The organism is Rhizobium sp. WW_1 (genome assembly GCF_003610155.1).
Classification (GTDB): Bacteria; Pseudomonadota; Alphaproteobacteria; order Rhizobiales; family Rhizobiaceae; genus Rhizobium; species Rhizobium tropici_A.
Map to the genome: position 1 here is coordinate 477471 of NZ_RAIN01000006.1, position 15042 is coordinate 492512.

Sequence of the window (15042 nt, forward strand, 5' to 3'; positions counted from 1 at the left end):
CATGCATAAAAGACGGTTGCTGCTTATTCTTCTCAACCATACGTTTTCTGCGAACATAATCATGAGGTGTTGCCATGCAGGATCATCACGTTGTTGTCGTCGGAGGCGGTTTCGGTGGGGTGCAGTGCGCCAACGATCTGAAAGGCGCTCCCGTCCGCATCACGATGCTCGACCGGCGCAATCACCACCTGTTTCAGCCGCTTCTCTATCAGGTCGCGACCACCTTGCTTGCGACGTCCGAAATCGCCTGGCCGATCCGTAACTTCTTCAGGGACAGGCCCGAAGTGACGACGCTGCTTGCCGAAGTCGTCGGAGTCGACAGCGCCGCCCATGAGGTGCTGCTGAAGAATGGCCAGAAGATCCATTACGACACGCTGGTACTGGCAACCGGGGCCACCCATGCCTATTTCGGCCATGACGAATGGGAGCCGGTCGCGCCAGGATTGAAGACGCTGGAAGACGCCACGACCATTCGCCGTCGCGTGCTCCTCGCCTTCGAACAGGCGGAGCTGGAAACCGACCCAGCCGTCCGCGAGGCACTGCTGACATTCGTGATCGTCGGTGCCGGTCCGACGGGCGTCGAGCTTGCCGGCATCATCTCGGAACTGGCACGGACGACATTGCCGAAAGAATTCCGCAATATCGACACCCGCAAGGCGAAGATCATCCTCGTGGAGGCCGGCCCGCGCGTGCTCTCGGCTTTTGCCAAGGACCTGTCCGACTATGCGCAGAAGGAGCTGGAGCTGCTTGGCGTCGAACTCCACTTCGGCAAGCCCGTCACCTCCTGCACGGCGGAAGGGGTCATGATCGGCGACAGCTTCGTTCCGTGCCGCACCATCGTCTGGGCGGCGGGCGTCGAGGCATCGCCGGCGGCGAAATGGCTTGGCATCCCCGCCGATCGCGCCGGCCGCGCTATCGTTGACAAAGATCTGAGAGCGCCGGGCCAGGAGGATATCTTCATCATAGGAGATACCGCCGCCGTGATGCGTGACGACGGCAGTCCCGTGCCGGGGATCGCGCCGGCAGCAAAACAACAGGGCGCCTATGTCGCCAAGGTCATCAAGGCAAAACTGGCCGGCCGGCCCGCGCCGGGACCGTTCCGCTATCGCCATCAAGGCAGTCTGGCGACGATCGGCAAGAGTGCCGCGATCATCGATTTCGGCTGGCTGAAGCTCAAGGGATGGCTCGCCTGGTGGGTATGGGGCCTGGCCCATATCTACTTCCTGATCGGCGTACGATGGCGCATCGCGGTCGCCTGGAGCTGGCTATGGATCTACATCAGCCGGCAGCACAGCGCCCGGCTGATCACGCAAAGGGAAAGCATTCGCGAGGATTAACGAGGAGCGGCGTCCGAAGTGGACGCCGCTCCTTTCGGCTTATGCCAGCGAGGCGATGTCGATGACGAAGCGGTAGCGAACGTCGCTCTTGAGAACGCGCTCATAGGCTTCGTTGATCTGCTGAATGTTGATCTTTTCGATCTCGGAGACGATGTTGTGCTCGCCACAGAAGTCGAGCATTTCCTGGGTTTCCTTGATCGAGCCGATCATGGAGCCGGAAAGGCTGCGGCGGCCGGGGATCAGCGAAAAGGCATGAACCGGGACGGCATGTTCGGGAACACCGAGCAACACCATGCTGCCGTCATACTTCAGCAGGTTCAGGTAGGCATTCCAGTCGATGGCGGTGCCGACCGTATTGAGGATAAGGTCGAAGCTGCCGGCGAGCTTGGTGAATGTTTCGGCATCGCTCGTCGCGTAATAGTGGTCGGCGCCGAGCTTGAGACCGTCTTCCTTCTTCGACAGCGTCTGGCTGAGAACAGTCACTTCAGCGCCCATGGCATGCGCCAGCTTGACGCCCATGTGGCCGAGGCCGCCCATGCCGACGATCGCGACTTTCTTGCCGGGGCCGGCCTTCCAGTGGCGCAGCGGCGAATAGAGCGTGATGCCGGCGCAAAGCAGCGGTGCGCCTGCGTCGAGCGGGATATTGTCGGGGAACGAGAGGACATAGCCTTCCTTGACGACGATCGAGTCGGAATAGCCGCCGAAGGTCGGCGTCTTGCCGTCGGCTTCGACGTCGTTATAGGTCTGGACCAGACCCGGCATGTAGTGTTCATAGTCCGGGTCGCGCGTGGCGCAGGTCGTGCAGGAATCGACGAAGCAGCCGACGCCGACGCGGTCGCCGACCTTGAACTTCGAGACCTTCGAACCGACGGCGGTTACAACGCCGGCAACTTCATGACCAGGCACCATCGGGTATTTCGAGAAGCCCCATTCGTTGCGGGCCTGGTGGATGTCGGAATGGCAGACGCCGCAGTACTGAACCGATATGACGACATCGTCCTCATTCGGGTCGCGGCGCTCGAAGGTAAATGGGATGAGCGGTTTGGACGCGTCGGTGGCGGCATAACCCTTTGCGATAGGCATGGGAGTTTCCTTGATCTTGGGAGGGTTGGGAGTGGAATTGAGACGCTGCACTATGCACCGGGATGAAGCGATAGCGTTAGAGCGATCCTGCAAGCTTTGTGTACGATCCTGCGAATCTAAATCTCCGGTCTCTCTTTTCCCGGCGGATGCGGTTACCTAGATAAGGGTCGACAATCCCTCAAAAACAGTCGGTTGCGCATGACACTGCCTTTCAACCCCAATCAGGAGCTTGCGTCCATCGTTGCCCGTTTCGCCACGGGGGATGGAGAGCATCGTACCGCCATAGAAGGTCTCAACCTCTACCGACAGTCGGCCGTGACCGTATGGCAGCATGGCGCCTATCGGCCCTCCTATGCGGTCGTCGTCCAGGGGCGCAAAAGCCTGACTGTCGGCGCCGATACGTACCATTACGGTGTCGGCGAGTATATTCTGACCGCGCTCGATCTGCCGGTATCGACACAGGTCACCAATGTTCGCAGCGAGACTCCCTATCTCTGTTTCTCGATGGTGCTCGAAAGCGAGCGATTGAATGAGCTGCTGTCGCGCGTCAATATTCCGCGCCAGGCGATGACGGCGGAACCGATGCGCGGGCTTGCCGTCAATGCCGCATCTCCCGAACTGCTCGATGCTTCCCTGCGGCTGCTCAGGCTGCTCGACCGGCCGGAAGACATTCCGGCGATGGCGCCATTGATCGAGCAGGAGATTCTTTATCGCCTGCTGACCGGTCCGAACGGCCCGCGGCTGCTGCAGGTGGCCATGGCCGAGAGCCAGAGCAACAGGGTGGCGCGCGCCGTCGCCTGGATACGCGGCAACTTCACCCACCCGCTGCGCATCGAGGATCTGGCCGAGCGCGTCGGCATGAGCGTTTCGTCGCTGCATCATCATTTCAAGGCGGTGACCGCGATGTCGCCGATGCAATATCAGAAGCAGCTTCGGTTGCATGAGGCGCGGCGGCTGATGATTGTCGAGCAGCTTGACGTCGGATCGGCCGGCCATCGCGTCGGCTATCAGAGCCCTTCGCAGTTTAGCCGCGAATATAGCCGTCTCTACGGGCTTCCGCCGTTGAGGGATGTCGAGGCGATGCGCAACAATGCGGTGGCGGCAGAATAGGCGATATTCCCGACCGGTCTTTCGCGTCCAGCTTTCCCGATCAACTGATCGGGGCGTTGCAGTTACCGCCGTTCCAGGTGTAGCTGGGAAGGGAGCCATGTGGTCCCCACAGACCGTCGAAGTGCGTGTAGCCGGGATCGAACTGGACCGACAGCGCTCCGGTTCCATATTTGTCGAACCATAGCAGCACCCGCTTCGTACCGGGCGCCACTCCGATTTCCGACAGGGTACCGATCGTCTTCGTTCCATCGTCGTCGAAGCGGTACGTTCCGGAGACATGCCCTTCCATGTCGACATGCAGCGACGTCTCGACGTCCACCAACAATCCGTTTGAGTAAAGTTTGCCGCAATAATGTCCGGCCGGTCCGGCGAGCGGCCTCGCTTCCGAAAGGCTTGATGCCAGCACGGAAAGCAGGCTGGCTGTTAGACAGACCCCAATAGCGCCGGCAAGCATCCGCCCTTTGCCTGTGACGGAGCGATATCCGATTGCAGTCAAGAAGAGCAACGTTTTGGAAAGATGCATGGGGCGATTCTCATCAAGGCGATGCTGATCAGGAAGCAGGTGGGCTAGTAAGATCTAGCTATCTCAAGGCCGCCCTGACAAGCTCTCTCTTTTTGGCGCAGTGCAGCAACGAATTCCGCTTGACGCCTGCATTGGCTTACTGCATAAAGCGCCACGAACCGTACCGTACGGTACGCATTTGGGAGTAGCCATCGTGCTGAGCGAAGTAGGACAGTCGAGCGAGTTTTCGCCGCGCCAGAACGCGGTTCTGGAACAGGCGCTGCGTCTCCTCGTCGACGGCGGCGAGAAGGCGCTGACGACCTCTGGCGTTGCCCGCGCCGCCAATTGTTCCAAGGAAAGCCTTTACAAGTGGTTCGGCGATCGCGACGGCCTGCTCTCGGCGATGATCACCTATCAGGCCAGCAAGGTCCGCACCTTCGAGCGCAATGGCGAGCGGCTGAACACGGCAAGCCTGCACGACCATCTGGTGATTTTCGCCCGCGATCTGCTCGAGGTTCTGGCAGGCGACGTCTCTCTCGCATTGAACCGCCTGGCGATCGGCCAGTCGAACCGCGACGGCTCCAAGCTCGGCAAGCTCTTGCTGGAGCGCGGGCGCCGGCAGATTGACCGCCGCGCCATCGGTCTCATCGATGCCGGCAAGCGGGCAGGGCTATTGCGGTTTGCCGATGCCGACGAGGCATATCACACGCTTTACGGGCTCATCGTCTCCGATCTGCATGTGCGCATGTTGCTCGGCGAGCCCGGTTTGAAGGATACGAGCCGTCAGGCGGAGAAGGCGGTTACCGCCTTCCTCCGGCTTTACGGCACGGAAAAAGTACTGGCGGAAGCGGCAGCGACCGTCTGACAATTCGATATCTGCACCCAGACAAGCAAAGGGAAGGACAAACAATGCGCGTCTATTACGATCGTGATGCCGATCTCAACCTCATCAAGTCGAAGAAGGTCGCCGTCATCGGCTACGGTTCTCAGGGCCGCGCGCACGCGCTGAACCTGAAGGACAGCGGCGCACAGAACGTCGTGATCGCGCTGAAGGCCGGCTCTCCAACTGTCAAGAAGGCCGAAGCCGATGGCTTCAAGGTCATGACCGTTGCCGAAGCTGCTGCCTGGGCCGACCTGATGATGATGGCGACCCCGGACGAACTGCAGGCCGACATCTACAAGGCCGATATTGCTCCGAATATCCGTGACGGCGCTGCAATCGCCTTCGCGCACGGCCTCAACGTTCACTTCGGCCTCATCGAGCCGAAGGCTTCGGTCGACGTCGTCATGATCGCTCCGAAGGGCCCGGGCCACACGGTTCGCGGCGAATACCAGAAGGGCGGCGGCGTTCCCTGCCTCGTTGCCGTTCATCAGAACGCTTCGGGCAACGCTCTTGAACTCGCTCTCTCCTACGCTTGCGGCGTTGGCGGCGGCCGTTCGGGCATCATCGAAACCAACTTCCGCGAAGAGTGCGAAACCGACCTCTTCGGCGAACAGGTCGTTCTCTGCGGCGGTCTCGTCGAGCTCATCCGCGCCGGCTTCGAAACGCTGGTTGAAGCCGGCTACGCTCCGGAAATGGCCTATTTCGAGTGCCTGCACGAAGTGAAGCTCATCGTCGACCTGATCTATGAAGGCGGCATCGCCAACATGAACTACTCGATCTCGAACACGGCCGAGTGGGGCGAATACGTCACCGGTCCGCGCATCATCACCGAAGAAACCAAGGCTGAGATGAAGCGCGTCCTCAAGGACATCCAGACCGGCAAGTTCACCTCCGAGTGGATGCAGGAATACCGTTCGGGCGCCGCCCGCTTCAAGGGTATCCGCCGCAACAACGACAGCCACCAGATCGAAGAAGTCGGCGCCAAGCTGCGCGGCATGATGCCCTGGATCGGCAAGAACAAGCTGGTCGATAAGTCGGTCAACTAAGCTTTCGGCGAGAGCCGGAATGGAGGGCCGGGGCGAAAGCTCCGGCCTTTCTATTTTCGGGCCGTCACATAGAGCCATCGTGTCGGCTCGCCGTCGAAGCCGCCGCCATCGGCTTCGGTCATGGTGACGATCCTCCATCCTGCGGCGCTCAGCTTGTCCTCAAGCCATGTGGCGGAGGGATAGTTGTAGTAGCGCCCGAATTTGTCGTGTCCCTCTGATTCCCCCGCCTTAAAGCTGGCATGGAAGATGCCGCCGGTCTTCAGAGCCTGCAGAATGCGACTGAAGACATCTGGCAAACTCGAGCGCGGCACATGCAGAAGGCTCGCTTCCGCCCAGATGCCGTTGAAAGCGTCGCGGGCATTCAATGTTTCAAAGCGCATGACGCGAACGGGCTTGCCGATGTGTTTCTCGGCCTCGCTTGCGAGTTCGGCGGAACCGTCGGTGGGTGTGACGTCGAAACCGCACGAGAGCATGTAGGCCGCATCCTGGCCGGCGCCGCAACCCAGTTCGAGAATGGAAGCACCGGCGGGCAGGGCCTCCAAGAAGGCATCCAGCCGCCTCCTTGGCAGGTTGCGGTCACGCGCGGCGTAGAGGGCTGCGTTGTCGCTGTAGAAGGACGATGTCGGGTCGGTACTCATGCTTGCTTCAGCTCACTTTTTTCGATCGAGATGCCTAGTGCTATCACGAAAGATAGCGAATATCCGGCATGTCGAAAACAAAATAGGTCAGCATTGTTGACTTATCTTTTGTTGCGTGATCTTGTGCCAGAAAGATCAAAAATTACGAGGAAACCCCATGTTGAATTGGGAAAATATCTTTGCGACGCGCTCGAGCCGTATGCGCGCCTCCGAAATCCGCGAATTGCTGAAGCTGCTGGAACGGCCTGATATCATCTCTTTTGCCGGCGGCATTCCCGATCCCGCATTGTTTCCGGATGCCGAATTCAAGCAGGCCTATGCCGACATCTTTTCCGGCCCGACGGTCAATGCAGCGCTGCAATATTCGGTCAGCGAGGGCTACAAGCCCTTGCGTGAATGGCTCGTCGGCCAGATGGCGGCGCTCGGCATTCCCTGCGAACTCGAAAACGTCTTCATCGTTTCCGGTTCTCAGCAGGGGCTCGATTATCTCGGCAAGCTCTTCCTGTCGCCGAAGGATACCGCGCTGGTGACTGCTCCGACCTATCTCGGCGCGCTGCAGGCCTTCAATGCCTATGAGCCGACCTATGACCAGTTGACGCCCAACGGCAACCGCACGCCGGAGTCCTATCGCGCTGCCGCTTCACAGGCGGGCGGCAGGGTGAAGTTCGCCTATCTCTCGGCCGATTTCGCCAACCCAACGGGCGAGACAGTTGATCTGGCAGGTCGCGAGAAGCTGCTCGATCTGGCTGAAGAACTCGATATTGCCGTCATCGAAGATGCCGCCTATCAGTCGCTGCGTTACGACGGCGAGCCGGTTGCGCCGATTCTCGCGCTGGAAATCGCGCGCAAGGGCAACATCAATGACACGCGCACGATCTATTGCGGCAGCTTCTCCAAGACGCTGGCGCCCGGCCTTCGCGTCGGCTTCGTCGTCGCCAATGCGCCTGTCATCCGCAAGCTTGTGTTGATGAAGCAGGCCGCCGACCTGCACTCCTCGACGATCAACCAGATCGCCATCCATCAGGTCGCCGAGCGCGGTTTCGAGGCGCAGGTCGCCAAAGTCCGCAAGACCTACAGCCATCGCCGCGACTGCATGCTGGCAGCGCTTGCGAAGTACATGCCAGAGGGTACGAGCTGGACGAAGCCGCAAGGCGGCATGTTCGTCTGGGTCACGTTGCCGAAGGGGATGGACGGCGCCAAGCTGCTCGCGCGATCGCTGGAAACGGCGAAGGTCGCCTTCGTGCCCGGTCAGGCCTTCTTTGCAGATGGCACTGGTGCGAACACCTTCCGCGTCAGCTTCTCCTGCGCCAACGACGAGATGATCGAAGAAGGCATCTCGCGGCTTGGCAAGTTGATCGCGAGCGAGATCGGGGCGATGGCGGCCTAAGCCGCCGCCCGGTTTTGTCACTTTGCCTGATGCGGGCCGATCGGCGAAAGGTCGGCCTCGCTCATGGCACTTAGCGACTTTCCAGCTTTTGAGGCAAAGTCAGCCAGAAATTTTGCTTATCCCGGCCACTCAAGTTTTCCGGAGGATCCTGTTCCCGCTGGCCTTGTAATCTTGTTCTGCTTTCCATTTGCGGTTACCCTCTTCAGCGAGGTGTTGTCTCAGGTTGCTGAATCGCCAGTTTCACCAGCAAGGTGATAAATTGTAATCTATTGGTAGCGCCCTAATATTTGGGGGTCGAGGATTAAGTCATCTTGGGGGATTGATGCTTTACGTTTGGGGATCAGGCACGAAAACCGTGGTCGCGGCGCAGGACATCGGGGTTCAACGCTGTGAGATATGTCATAACGACCAGACCTACCGTGCGATGCTGACCTACCGCTATCGCCACTTCTGGTATTTGATCCGCTTTGTGACCTCCCGCAAATACGCTGCCTATTGCAATCGTTGTAACAATGGTCACGTCATTGAACGTGCTGCTATTGCCGACAAGCTCACATCCGATCCCGTACCCTTTATGGACCGGCGCGGGTGGATGGTCGGTTTAGGCGCCATCGCCGCGCTTGTCGGTCTGGTGGTGGTGGTTGGCATCCAGCATGATGGCGAGGTCGCAAAGATGTTGGCCGAACCCAAGATCGGCGATATCTATGAGGCCGAGATCTCGCAAATATCCTCGGGTTTCACCAATCCGCATGTTTATGGCCTTTTGCGAATTGTCGGAATTGCCGATGGCAAGGCTACCTTCGAGATTGCCCACAATGGTTATGACAAGAAGAGAAGCGCTTCAAAGGATTATAGTGAGGCCGCCTATAAGGTTGCCGGCTATTTCGACGCGGATGACACAGCGACTTATTCGACCGATGAATTGAAGGCGCTTTATGACAAACGCCTCATCTACGATATTGACCGTCCCTGATTGCCGGCGAGGTCGGGGCAATGGCGGCCTAAGCCGCCACGCGGCTTTCCTTACTTATCCAAGTGCGGGCCGATCAGTGAGAGATCGGCCTCGCTCAGCCGGTCGCTCGCTGTATTGCGCTGATGCCAATAAGGATACATCAGCGGCGGCAGGCTGACATCGTCAAGTCGCTTGCGCTCCTCGTCCGTCAGCTTCAAATCCGCACTGGCAAGATTATCCTTGAACTGCGCCTTGTTGCGGCCGCCGACGATGACCGAAGTCACGCCCTTGCGGCCGATGAGCCACGCAAGCGCAACTTGAGCCGCCGAAACGCCGCGACCATCGGCAACCTCCGCCAACGCATCAACGATATTCCACAGGCGGTTTTCGTCGCGGATCGGCGGCTCCGTCCAGCCTGCGAACTGGCGCGTACCCTCGGGCGTCGCCTGGTTGCGGCGATGCTTGCCGGACAGCAGGCCGGCAGCGAGCGGGCTCCAGACGAGGATGCCGAGGCCCTGGTCGATGCTAACAGGCACCAACTCGTTTTCCGCGTCACGGGCCTCAAGCGTGTAGTGGATCTGCTGGCTGACGAAACGCTCGCGTTTGTCGCGCTCGCTGACGCCGAGCGCCTTCATGATGTGCCAGCCGGAAAAATTCGAGCAGCCGATGTAGCGGACCTTGCCCTGTCGGACCAAGGTGTCGAGCGCTTCCATCGTTTCTTCGAGAGGGGTCTGTCCGTCCCACTCATGCAGCTGATAGAGATCGATGACATCGGTCTTCATGCGCTTCAGGCTGGCTTCGCAGGCCTGGATGAGATGCTGGCGGGAGGAGCCGACATCGTTGACACCTGGACCCATCGGGAAACGGGCCTTGGTGGCGATCAGCACGCCATCCTTGCGCTGGCCGCCGATAATCTCGCCGAGGATCTCTTCCGATACACCTTGCGAATAGACGTCAGCCGTGTCGAGCAGGTTGACGCCGGCATCCACGCACATGTCCACGAGCTTCTTTGCTTCCTTGACGCCAAGGTCGCCGGCGGCCTTGGCCCAGCCGACTCCGCCGAAGGTCATGGTGCCCATGGTGATGGTGGAAACTTTGAGGCCGGAGCGGCCAAGCAGGCGATATTCCATAGATCTTTCCTCCTCGATCCCGTCTGAAATACGTGCGTCAGGAAATAGCGGTTGATGGCGCTGGTCAAGATTCAATCATCATACCAACGGCAATCTATACAAATTCAACTGTCACAATCATGTTAAGCCGCGCGTCTACAGAACCTTCCTGCAACCTAGCCGAGGACGTTTTTCATGAAGACCTTTATTTCCGCCTTTGCTGGCCTTTTGGCCGTCGCTCTTTTCTCAAGTGCAGCTTATTCCGCCGATCTCGTCCTCTACACCAGCCAGCCGAATGCCGATGCGCAGGCGACCGTCGATGGCTTCATGGCCGCCAATCCCGGCGTCAAGGTCGATTGGGTTCGTGACGGCACGCCGCAGATCATTGCCAAGCTGCAGGCTGAAATGCAGGCCGGTGCCCCGGTTGCCGACGTCCTGCTGATCGCCGACACCGTAACGCTGGAGCGCCTGAAGGAAGCCGGCAAGCTGCTCGCCTACAAGTCGCCGGAAGCCGCAAACTACGACGCATCGCTTTATGATGCCGACGGCTATTACTACTCCACCAAGCTGATCACGACCGGCATCGTCTACAACACCGCTGCTGCGATGAAGCCGGCAAGCTGGCAGGATCTGGTCAAGCCGGAAGCCAAGGGCCTCGTCGCCATGCCGAGCCCGCTTGCTTCGGGCGCCGCTCTCATCCACGCGCAGACGCTTGCCGGCGTCGGCAGCCTTGGCTGGGACTACTACAAGAACCTCGCCGAGAATGGCGCAATCGCCTCGGGCGGTAACGGCGCGGTGCTGAAGTCCGTCGCTTCCGGCGAGAAGGCCTATGGCATGATCGTCGACTACATGCCGATCCGGGAAAAGGCCAAGGGCGCCCCGCTGGAATTCGTCTTCCCGAAGGAAGGCGTTTCGGCCGTCACCGAGCCGGTCGGCATTCTCGCCGGCACGCAGCATGCCGATGCCGCCAAGAAGTTCGTCGATTACGTTCTCTCCGAAAAGGGCCAGGAAGGCTTCCTGAAGCTCGGCTATATCCCGGCTCGCAACGGCACGCCGCTGCCGGAAGGCTTCCCGGCACGTGACAGCATCAAGGTTTTGCCGTTGAATGCCGCGGTTGCTCTCAAGAACACGGATCAGGACCTGAAGACCTTCTCCACCTACTTCAAGTCGAAGTAATCCGACCCGGATTTTAGATGTACGGATATGTGCGTAGGGGAAACAGCCAGCCGGCCTGGCTGTTTCCTTTTGTTGTTGCCGTCGTGCTCTTGCTCAGCGTCCTGCCGCTGGCGCGGCTGGCGTTCGTCGGCATCGAGGCGCTGCTGAGAGGCGGCACCTATGATCTCATCACCGATCCGGCACTCTGGCGTTCGGCCTGGTACACGATCGAAACGGCCGTGCTCGGCACCATCGTTTCCGTCTTGCTCGGCTGCCTCTTTGCATTTCTGCTGACATTGACCGATCTTTCGGGCAGGGGCTTGCTCGGCTTCCTCTTCGTGCTGCCGATGATGATCCCGCCGCAGGTGACGGCGCTTGCCTGGGTGCAGATGTCCGGGCCATCGAGCCCCTTGCTGAAAGCGCTGCACATCGCACCGCCGCTCGGCTCGCCGCAGCCGCTTTATTCCATCGGCGGCATTGCATTACTTTACGGCGTACAGCATGCGCCGCTCGTCTATCTCGCCCTGCGCGCCGGTCTGATGGCGCTGCCGCGCGATGGCGTCGAGGCGGCAAGGCTTTCCGGCGCGTCCGGTTTGCGCGTTTTCCGCGATATCATCCTGCCCTTGTCTCTGCCCGGCGTCATCGCGGGTGCGGCCATCGCTTTCGTCTCCTCAATCGGCAATTTCGGCATTCCCGCGATCCTCGGCATTCCCGCCTCGATCTACACGCTCTCGACGCTGATCTTCACCAAGTTCTCCAGTTTCGGGCCACGCACATTCGGCGATATCGCCGTGCTGTCGACGATGATCGCCGTCATTGCCGTCGCCGGTCTTGCCGTACAGGGCAGGGCCTTGAAGGGGCGTGACTATCGCGTCATCGGTATTTCCGGCGCGACGGCGGCCTTTTCGCTCGGCCGCTGGCGCTACCTGGCGCTGCCGATGCTCTACGCCATCCTGTTCGTCATGCTTGTCGCGCCCTTCCTGGCGCTGGTTGCCGGCGCGCTGGTGCCGACCTATGGCGTTCCGCTCACCTTAAAGACGGCATCGCTGAACGCCTTCACGGAAATCCTGTTTCGGCAGAGCATAACGCGCGTCGCCTTTTCCAACTCGCTGTTTCTGGCGGGGATGACGGCGCTGGGTCTCCTTCTGGTGACGGTGCTTGCGGCCTATGCGCTGACGCGGCGGAAGGACATGCTGAGCCGCATCGTCGGCGGCATGATCGAGATTCCCTATTCGCTTCCGGGCATCATCATCGCCGTCTGCTTCATTCTGGTGTTCGCGGCGCCGCTTCCGATCTTGAATGTCACGCTCTACGGGACGATCTGGATCATCCTGCTTGCCTACTTCTCCGCCTATTTCGCCGTCAGTCTGAAGCCGGTCATGAGCGCCTTCCTGCAGCTCGATCCGGCATTGGAGGAGGCGGCGCGTCTCTCCGGTGCGGGATTCTTCCGCCGCCTGACCGATATCATCGTGCCGCTGATCGCGCCGGCTGCGGGGGCATCGGTGATCCTCGTCTTCCTGATCGCCTGCAACGAACTGACCGTCTCGGCGCTACTCTGGTCGGCCGGCACGCAGACGCTCGGCGTCGTCATCTACAATCTTGACGATGGCGGCAGCGCCGATCTTGCCTCGGCCATGTCGGTCATCGTCATCGCCATGGTCGTTATCATGATGGTGCTTCTTGAAATCATGGCCAAGCGCCTGCCGAAGGGAGTTGTGCCTTGGCGAAGCTGATCCTCAATCACATCAGCAAGGATTTCGGCACGGGCGGCCGCGCCGCGGTCAACGCCTTGTCGCTTGATGTTCGCGAGGGCGGTTTCCTGGCCCTGCTCGGTCCCTCCGGCTGCGGCAAGACGACCGTGCTCAGAATGATCGCCGGTTTCGAGCAGCCAACGGATGGCTCCATCCATCTCGGCGAGCGGCTGCTGGCCGATGCCGCGAACATGCTGCCGCCGGAGCGGCGCAACATGGCGATGGTGTTCCAGTCCTACGCGCTCTGGCCGCATATGAACGTATCAGACAATGTCGGCTATCCCTTGAAGGTGCGCGGCATTACGGGCGAGCGCTATCGTGAAAAGGTGCGAGAGGCATTGGCGACCGTGCGACTTGGCGATTACGCCGAACGCAGGCCCGCCGATCTCTCCGGCGGTCAGCGGCAGCGCGTGGCGCTTGCTCGCTGCCTGGTGACATCGCCCGATGTCGTCCTGCTTGACGAGCCGCTCGCCAACCTCGACCGTCATCTGAAGAAGGAGATGGAGGAGACTTTCCGCGAGTTCCACCAGCGCTCCGGAGCTACCATGGTCTATGTCACGCATGACCAGAGCGAGGCGATGGCGCTTGCGACCGACGTCGCCGTCATGTCCGAAGGGCGGCTGCTGCAGATGGCGCCACCGGCGGAGATCTATGCGCGTCCTGAAGGCAGAATGGTCGGCGGCCTTGTCGGGCAGGGCGCCATCCTGGCGCTCGCTTTTCCCGATGGCGGGCCACGACGCATCGACTGGTCGTCTTTCCAGGGTCTTTGGGAGAGCCGGGCAGGCGGTTCGGCGGTTGCGGATATCCTCGTGCGGCCTGAGGATGTGCTTGCCGATGCGGAGGGCATTTGCTGCCGGGTCGATTCGGTTCTCTATGAGGGCGAGCGCTACGCGATGAGGCTGTCGATGCCGGATGGGCAGACGCTGCGTGCCTATAGCCGCGAGGCGGTCGCTACGGGTGATGACTATCGGGTGGCCATCCGTTCGGCCTGGCGGCTTTGATCGGACTGGGGACAAGGTGGTTGTTCCCCGTCGCCTCCTATGCTTGATTTGCTCGACGTCACGAATGGGAGTCGCTCATGTCCGATCATAGCTTTCCGATTTTCGATCTCGGCGCTTTCGAAGCAGCCGGTCATGAGGAGAAGAAGCGGCTCGGCGCGGAGGTGGATCGGATATGCCGCTCGACCGGCTTCCTGGCGATTGCCAACCACGGCGTCGCCGATGCCGTGATCGCCGGCGTATGGAAGAAGACACACGCGTTCTTCGACCTGCCCCCCGAGGTGAAGCAACATGCCAAGACGCTCTATCCGGGCTATCCCTATGGCTATCTCGGGCCTGGGACCGAGGCGTTGGCGAAATCGCGCAATGTCGACACGCCGCCGGATCTGAAAGAGAGTTTCAATGGCGGACCGCTTTCCGTTCCCGCAGGGATGACCGACCCGGAAGCGCTCGGCTTCTGCTACGCCGCGACCATCTGGCCGGAAGGACCAGAAGGCTTTGTCGAAGCATGGAAGGCCTATTATGGGGCGATGGAGGATCTGGCGGCGCGCATCATGCGTGTCTTCGCAACCGCGCTCGGCCTCGACGAGCATTTCTTCGATTCTTATGTGGATGCGCCGATCAGCGCGCTGCGGGCGTTGAATTATCCGGAGCAGCACGTGCCGCCGCAGCCGGGCCAGCTTCGCGCCGGCGCGCATACCGATTACGGCAGCCTGACGATCCTCCTGGCGCAGCCCGGCTCCAAAGGACTCGAGATCATCGCTCCTGATGGCAATTGGACACCGGTGCCGCCGGTGGAGGGAGCCTTCGTCATCAATATCGGCGACCTCATGGCGCTCTGGACCAATGATCGCTGGGTTTCGACCGTCCACCGCGTCGTCAATCCGCCGCCGGAAGAGGGCGGCATGCAGCGCCGGCAGTCCCTTGCCTTCTTCCATCAGCCGAACTGGTTTGCCGAGATCGCCTGCCTGCCCTCATGCCTGAAGGAAGGTGAGGCGCCGAAATATGCGCCTGTTCTTTCCGGCCCGTATCTGATGGGCAAGTTCAAATCGACAGTCACCGCCAAGGCGGGATGATACCGGCTTAGTGAG

14 protein-coding genes are annotated in these 15042 nt (G+C 60.5%); 10 read left to right on the forward strand and 4 right to left on the reverse strand.

Annotation, left to right across the window (positions count from 1 at the left end):
• The first annotated feature begins 74 nt into the window (after nt 1-74).
• On the forward strand, nt 75-1337 hold the full coding sequence (locus tag BJ928_RS20395; RefSeq protein WP_047633857.1) for an NAD(P)/FAD-dependent oxidoreductase: 1263 nt from the start codon (nt 75-77) through the stop codon (nt 1335-1337).
• Nucleotides 1338-1376: 39 nt separating this feature from the next.
• On the opposite strand, the gene BJ928_RS20400 is transcribed toward BJ928_RS20395, so the two are convergent.
• Complete coding sequence (locus BJ928_RS20400; protein WP_047633858.1) at nt 1377-2420, reverse strand: NAD(P)-dependent alcohol dehydrogenase; 1044 nt, start codon at nt 2418-2420, stop codon at nt 1377-1379.
• Nucleotides 2421-2618: 198 nt separating this feature from the next.
• On the opposite strand from BJ928_RS20400, the gene BJ928_RS20405 reads away from it, so the two are divergent.
• Nucleotides 2619-3530: an AraC family transcriptional regulator gene (locus BJ928_RS20405; RefSeq protein ID WP_047633859.1), complete on the forward strand. Its 912-nt coding sequence runs from the start codon at nt 2619-2621 to the stop codon at nt 3528-3530.
• Nucleotides 3531-3570: 40 nt separating this feature from the next.
• On the opposite strand, the gene BJ928_RS20410 is transcribed toward BJ928_RS20405, so the two are convergent.
• Nucleotides 3571-4053: a hypothetical protein gene (locus BJ928_RS20410; RefSeq protein ID WP_052227819.1), complete on the reverse strand. Its 483-nt coding sequence runs from the start codon at nt 4051-4053 to the stop codon at nt 3571-3573.
• Nucleotides 4054-4246: 193 nt separating this feature from the next.
• Here BJ928_RS20410 and BJ928_RS20415 point away from each other — a divergent pair, with 193 nt between their 5' ends.
• Entirely contained in the window at nt 4247-4897 is a 651-nt protein-coding gene (locus tag BJ928_RS20415) for a TetR/AcrR family transcriptional regulator C-terminal domain-containing protein (protein ID WP_047633861.1), read from the forward strand.
• Nucleotides 4898-4941: 44 nt separating this feature from the next.
• The gene (ilvC, locus tag BJ928_RS20420) at nt 4942-5961 is read left to right on the forward strand and encodes a ketol-acid reductoisomerase (RefSeq protein ID WP_047633862.1); all 1020 of its coding nucleotides are present in this window, start codon (nt 4942-4944) and stop codon (nt 5959-5961) included.
• Nucleotides 5962-6011: 50 nt separating this feature from the next.
• Here the strand turns inward: ilvC and BJ928_RS20425 are convergent, their stop codons facing one another.
• Nucleotides 6012-6599 (reverse strand): class I SAM-dependent methyltransferase, encoded by a 588-nt coding sequence (locus BJ928_RS20425; protein WP_047633863.1) that lies wholly within the window; start codon nt 6597-6599, stop codon nt 6012-6014.
• Between the two features lie 157 nt (nt 6600-6756).
• Between BJ928_RS20425 and BJ928_RS20430 the strand changes: the two genes are divergently transcribed.
• Both BJ928_RS20430 and BJ928_RS20435 read left to right on the forward strand, forming a co-directional pair.
• Nucleotides 6757-7986, forward strand: coding sequence for a PLP-dependent aminotransferase family protein (locus BJ928_RS20430; RefSeq protein WP_047633864.1), 1230 nt, complete (start codon nt 6757-6759; stop codon nt 7984-7986).
• 322 nt (nt 7987-8308) lie between these two features.
• Entirely contained in the window at nt 8309-8959 is a 651-nt protein-coding gene (locus BJ928_RS20435; protein WP_147413923.1) for a hypothetical protein, read from the forward strand.
• Nucleotides 8960-9009: 50 nt separating this feature from the next.
• Here BJ928_RS20435 and BJ928_RS20440 read toward each other — a convergent pair whose 3' ends face one another.
• Nucleotides 9010-10068 (reverse strand): aldo/keto reductase, encoded by a 1059-nt coding sequence (locus tag BJ928_RS20440; RefSeq protein ID WP_047633866.1) that lies wholly within the window; start codon nt 10066-10068, stop codon nt 9010-9012.
• 174 nt (nt 10069-10242) lie between these two features.
• On the opposite strand from BJ928_RS20440, the gene BJ928_RS20445 reads away from it, so the two are divergent.
• From BJ928_RS20445 to BJ928_RS20460, 4 genes are all read left to right on the forward strand, one after another.
• Nucleotides 10243-11223, forward strand: coding sequence for an ABC transporter substrate-binding protein (locus BJ928_RS20445; RefSeq protein WP_047633867.1), 981 nt, complete (start codon nt 10243-10245; stop codon nt 11221-11223).
• A gap of 17 nt (nt 11224-11240) precedes the next feature.
• A complete protein-coding gene (locus tag BJ928_RS20450; RefSeq protein ID WP_047633868.1) occupies nt 11241-12935 on the forward strand; it encodes an iron ABC transporter permease in 1695 nt (564 codons plus the stop codon).
• Nucleotides 12923-13954, forward strand: coding sequence for an ABC transporter ATP-binding protein (locus BJ928_RS20455; RefSeq protein ID WP_047633870.1), 1032 nt, complete (start codon nt 12923-12925; stop codon nt 13952-13954). The genes BJ928_RS20450 and BJ928_RS20455 overlap by 13 nt, the downstream gene beginning before the upstream one ends.
• Before the next feature lie 77 nt (nt 13955-14031).
• Nucleotides 14032-15027: a 2OG-Fe(II) oxygenase family protein gene (locus BJ928_RS20460; protein ID WP_047633871.1), complete on the forward strand. Its 996-nt coding sequence runs from the start codon at nt 14032-14034 to the stop codon at nt 15025-15027.
• Nucleotides 15028-15042 lie beyond the last annotated feature (15 nt).

Bases quoted from the DNA above. Each gene is read 5' to 3' on its own strand.
- BJ928_RS20395 (WP_047633857.1), top strand. From the start codon at position 75: ATGCAGGATCATCACGTTGTTGTCGTCGGAGGCGGTTTCGGTGGGGTG.
- BJ928_RS20400 (WP_047633858.1), bottom strand. From the start codon at position 2,420: ATGCCTATCGCAAAGGGTTATGCCGCCACCGACGCGTCCAAACCGCTC.
- BJ928_RS20405 (WP_047633859.1), top strand. From the start codon at position 2,619: ATGACACTGCCTTTCAACCCCAATCAGGAGCTTGCGTCCATCGTTGCC.
- BJ928_RS20410 (WP_052227819.1), bottom strand. From the start codon at position 4,053: ATGCATCTTTCCAAAACGTTGCTCTTCTTGACTGCAATCGGATATCGC.
- ilvC (WP_047633862.1), top strand. From the start codon at position 4,942: ATGCGCGTCTATTACGATCGTGATGCCGATCTCAACCTCATCAAGTCG.
- BJ928_RS20425 (WP_047633863.1), bottom strand. From the start codon at position 6,599: ATGAGTACCGACCCGACATCGTCCTTCTACAGCGACAACGCAGCCCTC.
- BJ928_RS20430 (WP_047633864.1), top strand. From the start codon at position 6,757: ATGTTGAATTGGGAAAATATCTTTGCGACGCGCTCGAGCCGTATGCGC.
- BJ928_RS20435 (WP_147413923.1), top strand. From the start codon at position 8,309: ATGCTTTACGTTTGGGGATCAGGCACGAAAACCGTGGTCGCGGCGCAG.
- BJ928_RS20440 (WP_047633866.1), bottom strand. From the start codon at position 10,068: ATGGAATATCGCCTGCTTGGCCGCTCCGGCCTCAAAGTTTCCACCATC.
- BJ928_RS20445 (WP_047633867.1), top strand. From the start codon at position 10,243: ATGAAGACCTTTATTTCCGCCTTTGCTGGCCTTTTGGCCGTCGCTCTT.
- BJ928_RS20450 (WP_047633868.1), top strand. From the start codon at position 11,241: ATGTACGGATATGTGCGTAGGGGAAACAGCCAGCCGGCCTGGCTGTTT.
- BJ928_RS20460 (WP_047633871.1), top strand. From the start codon at position 14,032: ATGTCCGATCATAGCTTTCCGATTTTCGATCTCGGCGCTTTCGAAGCA.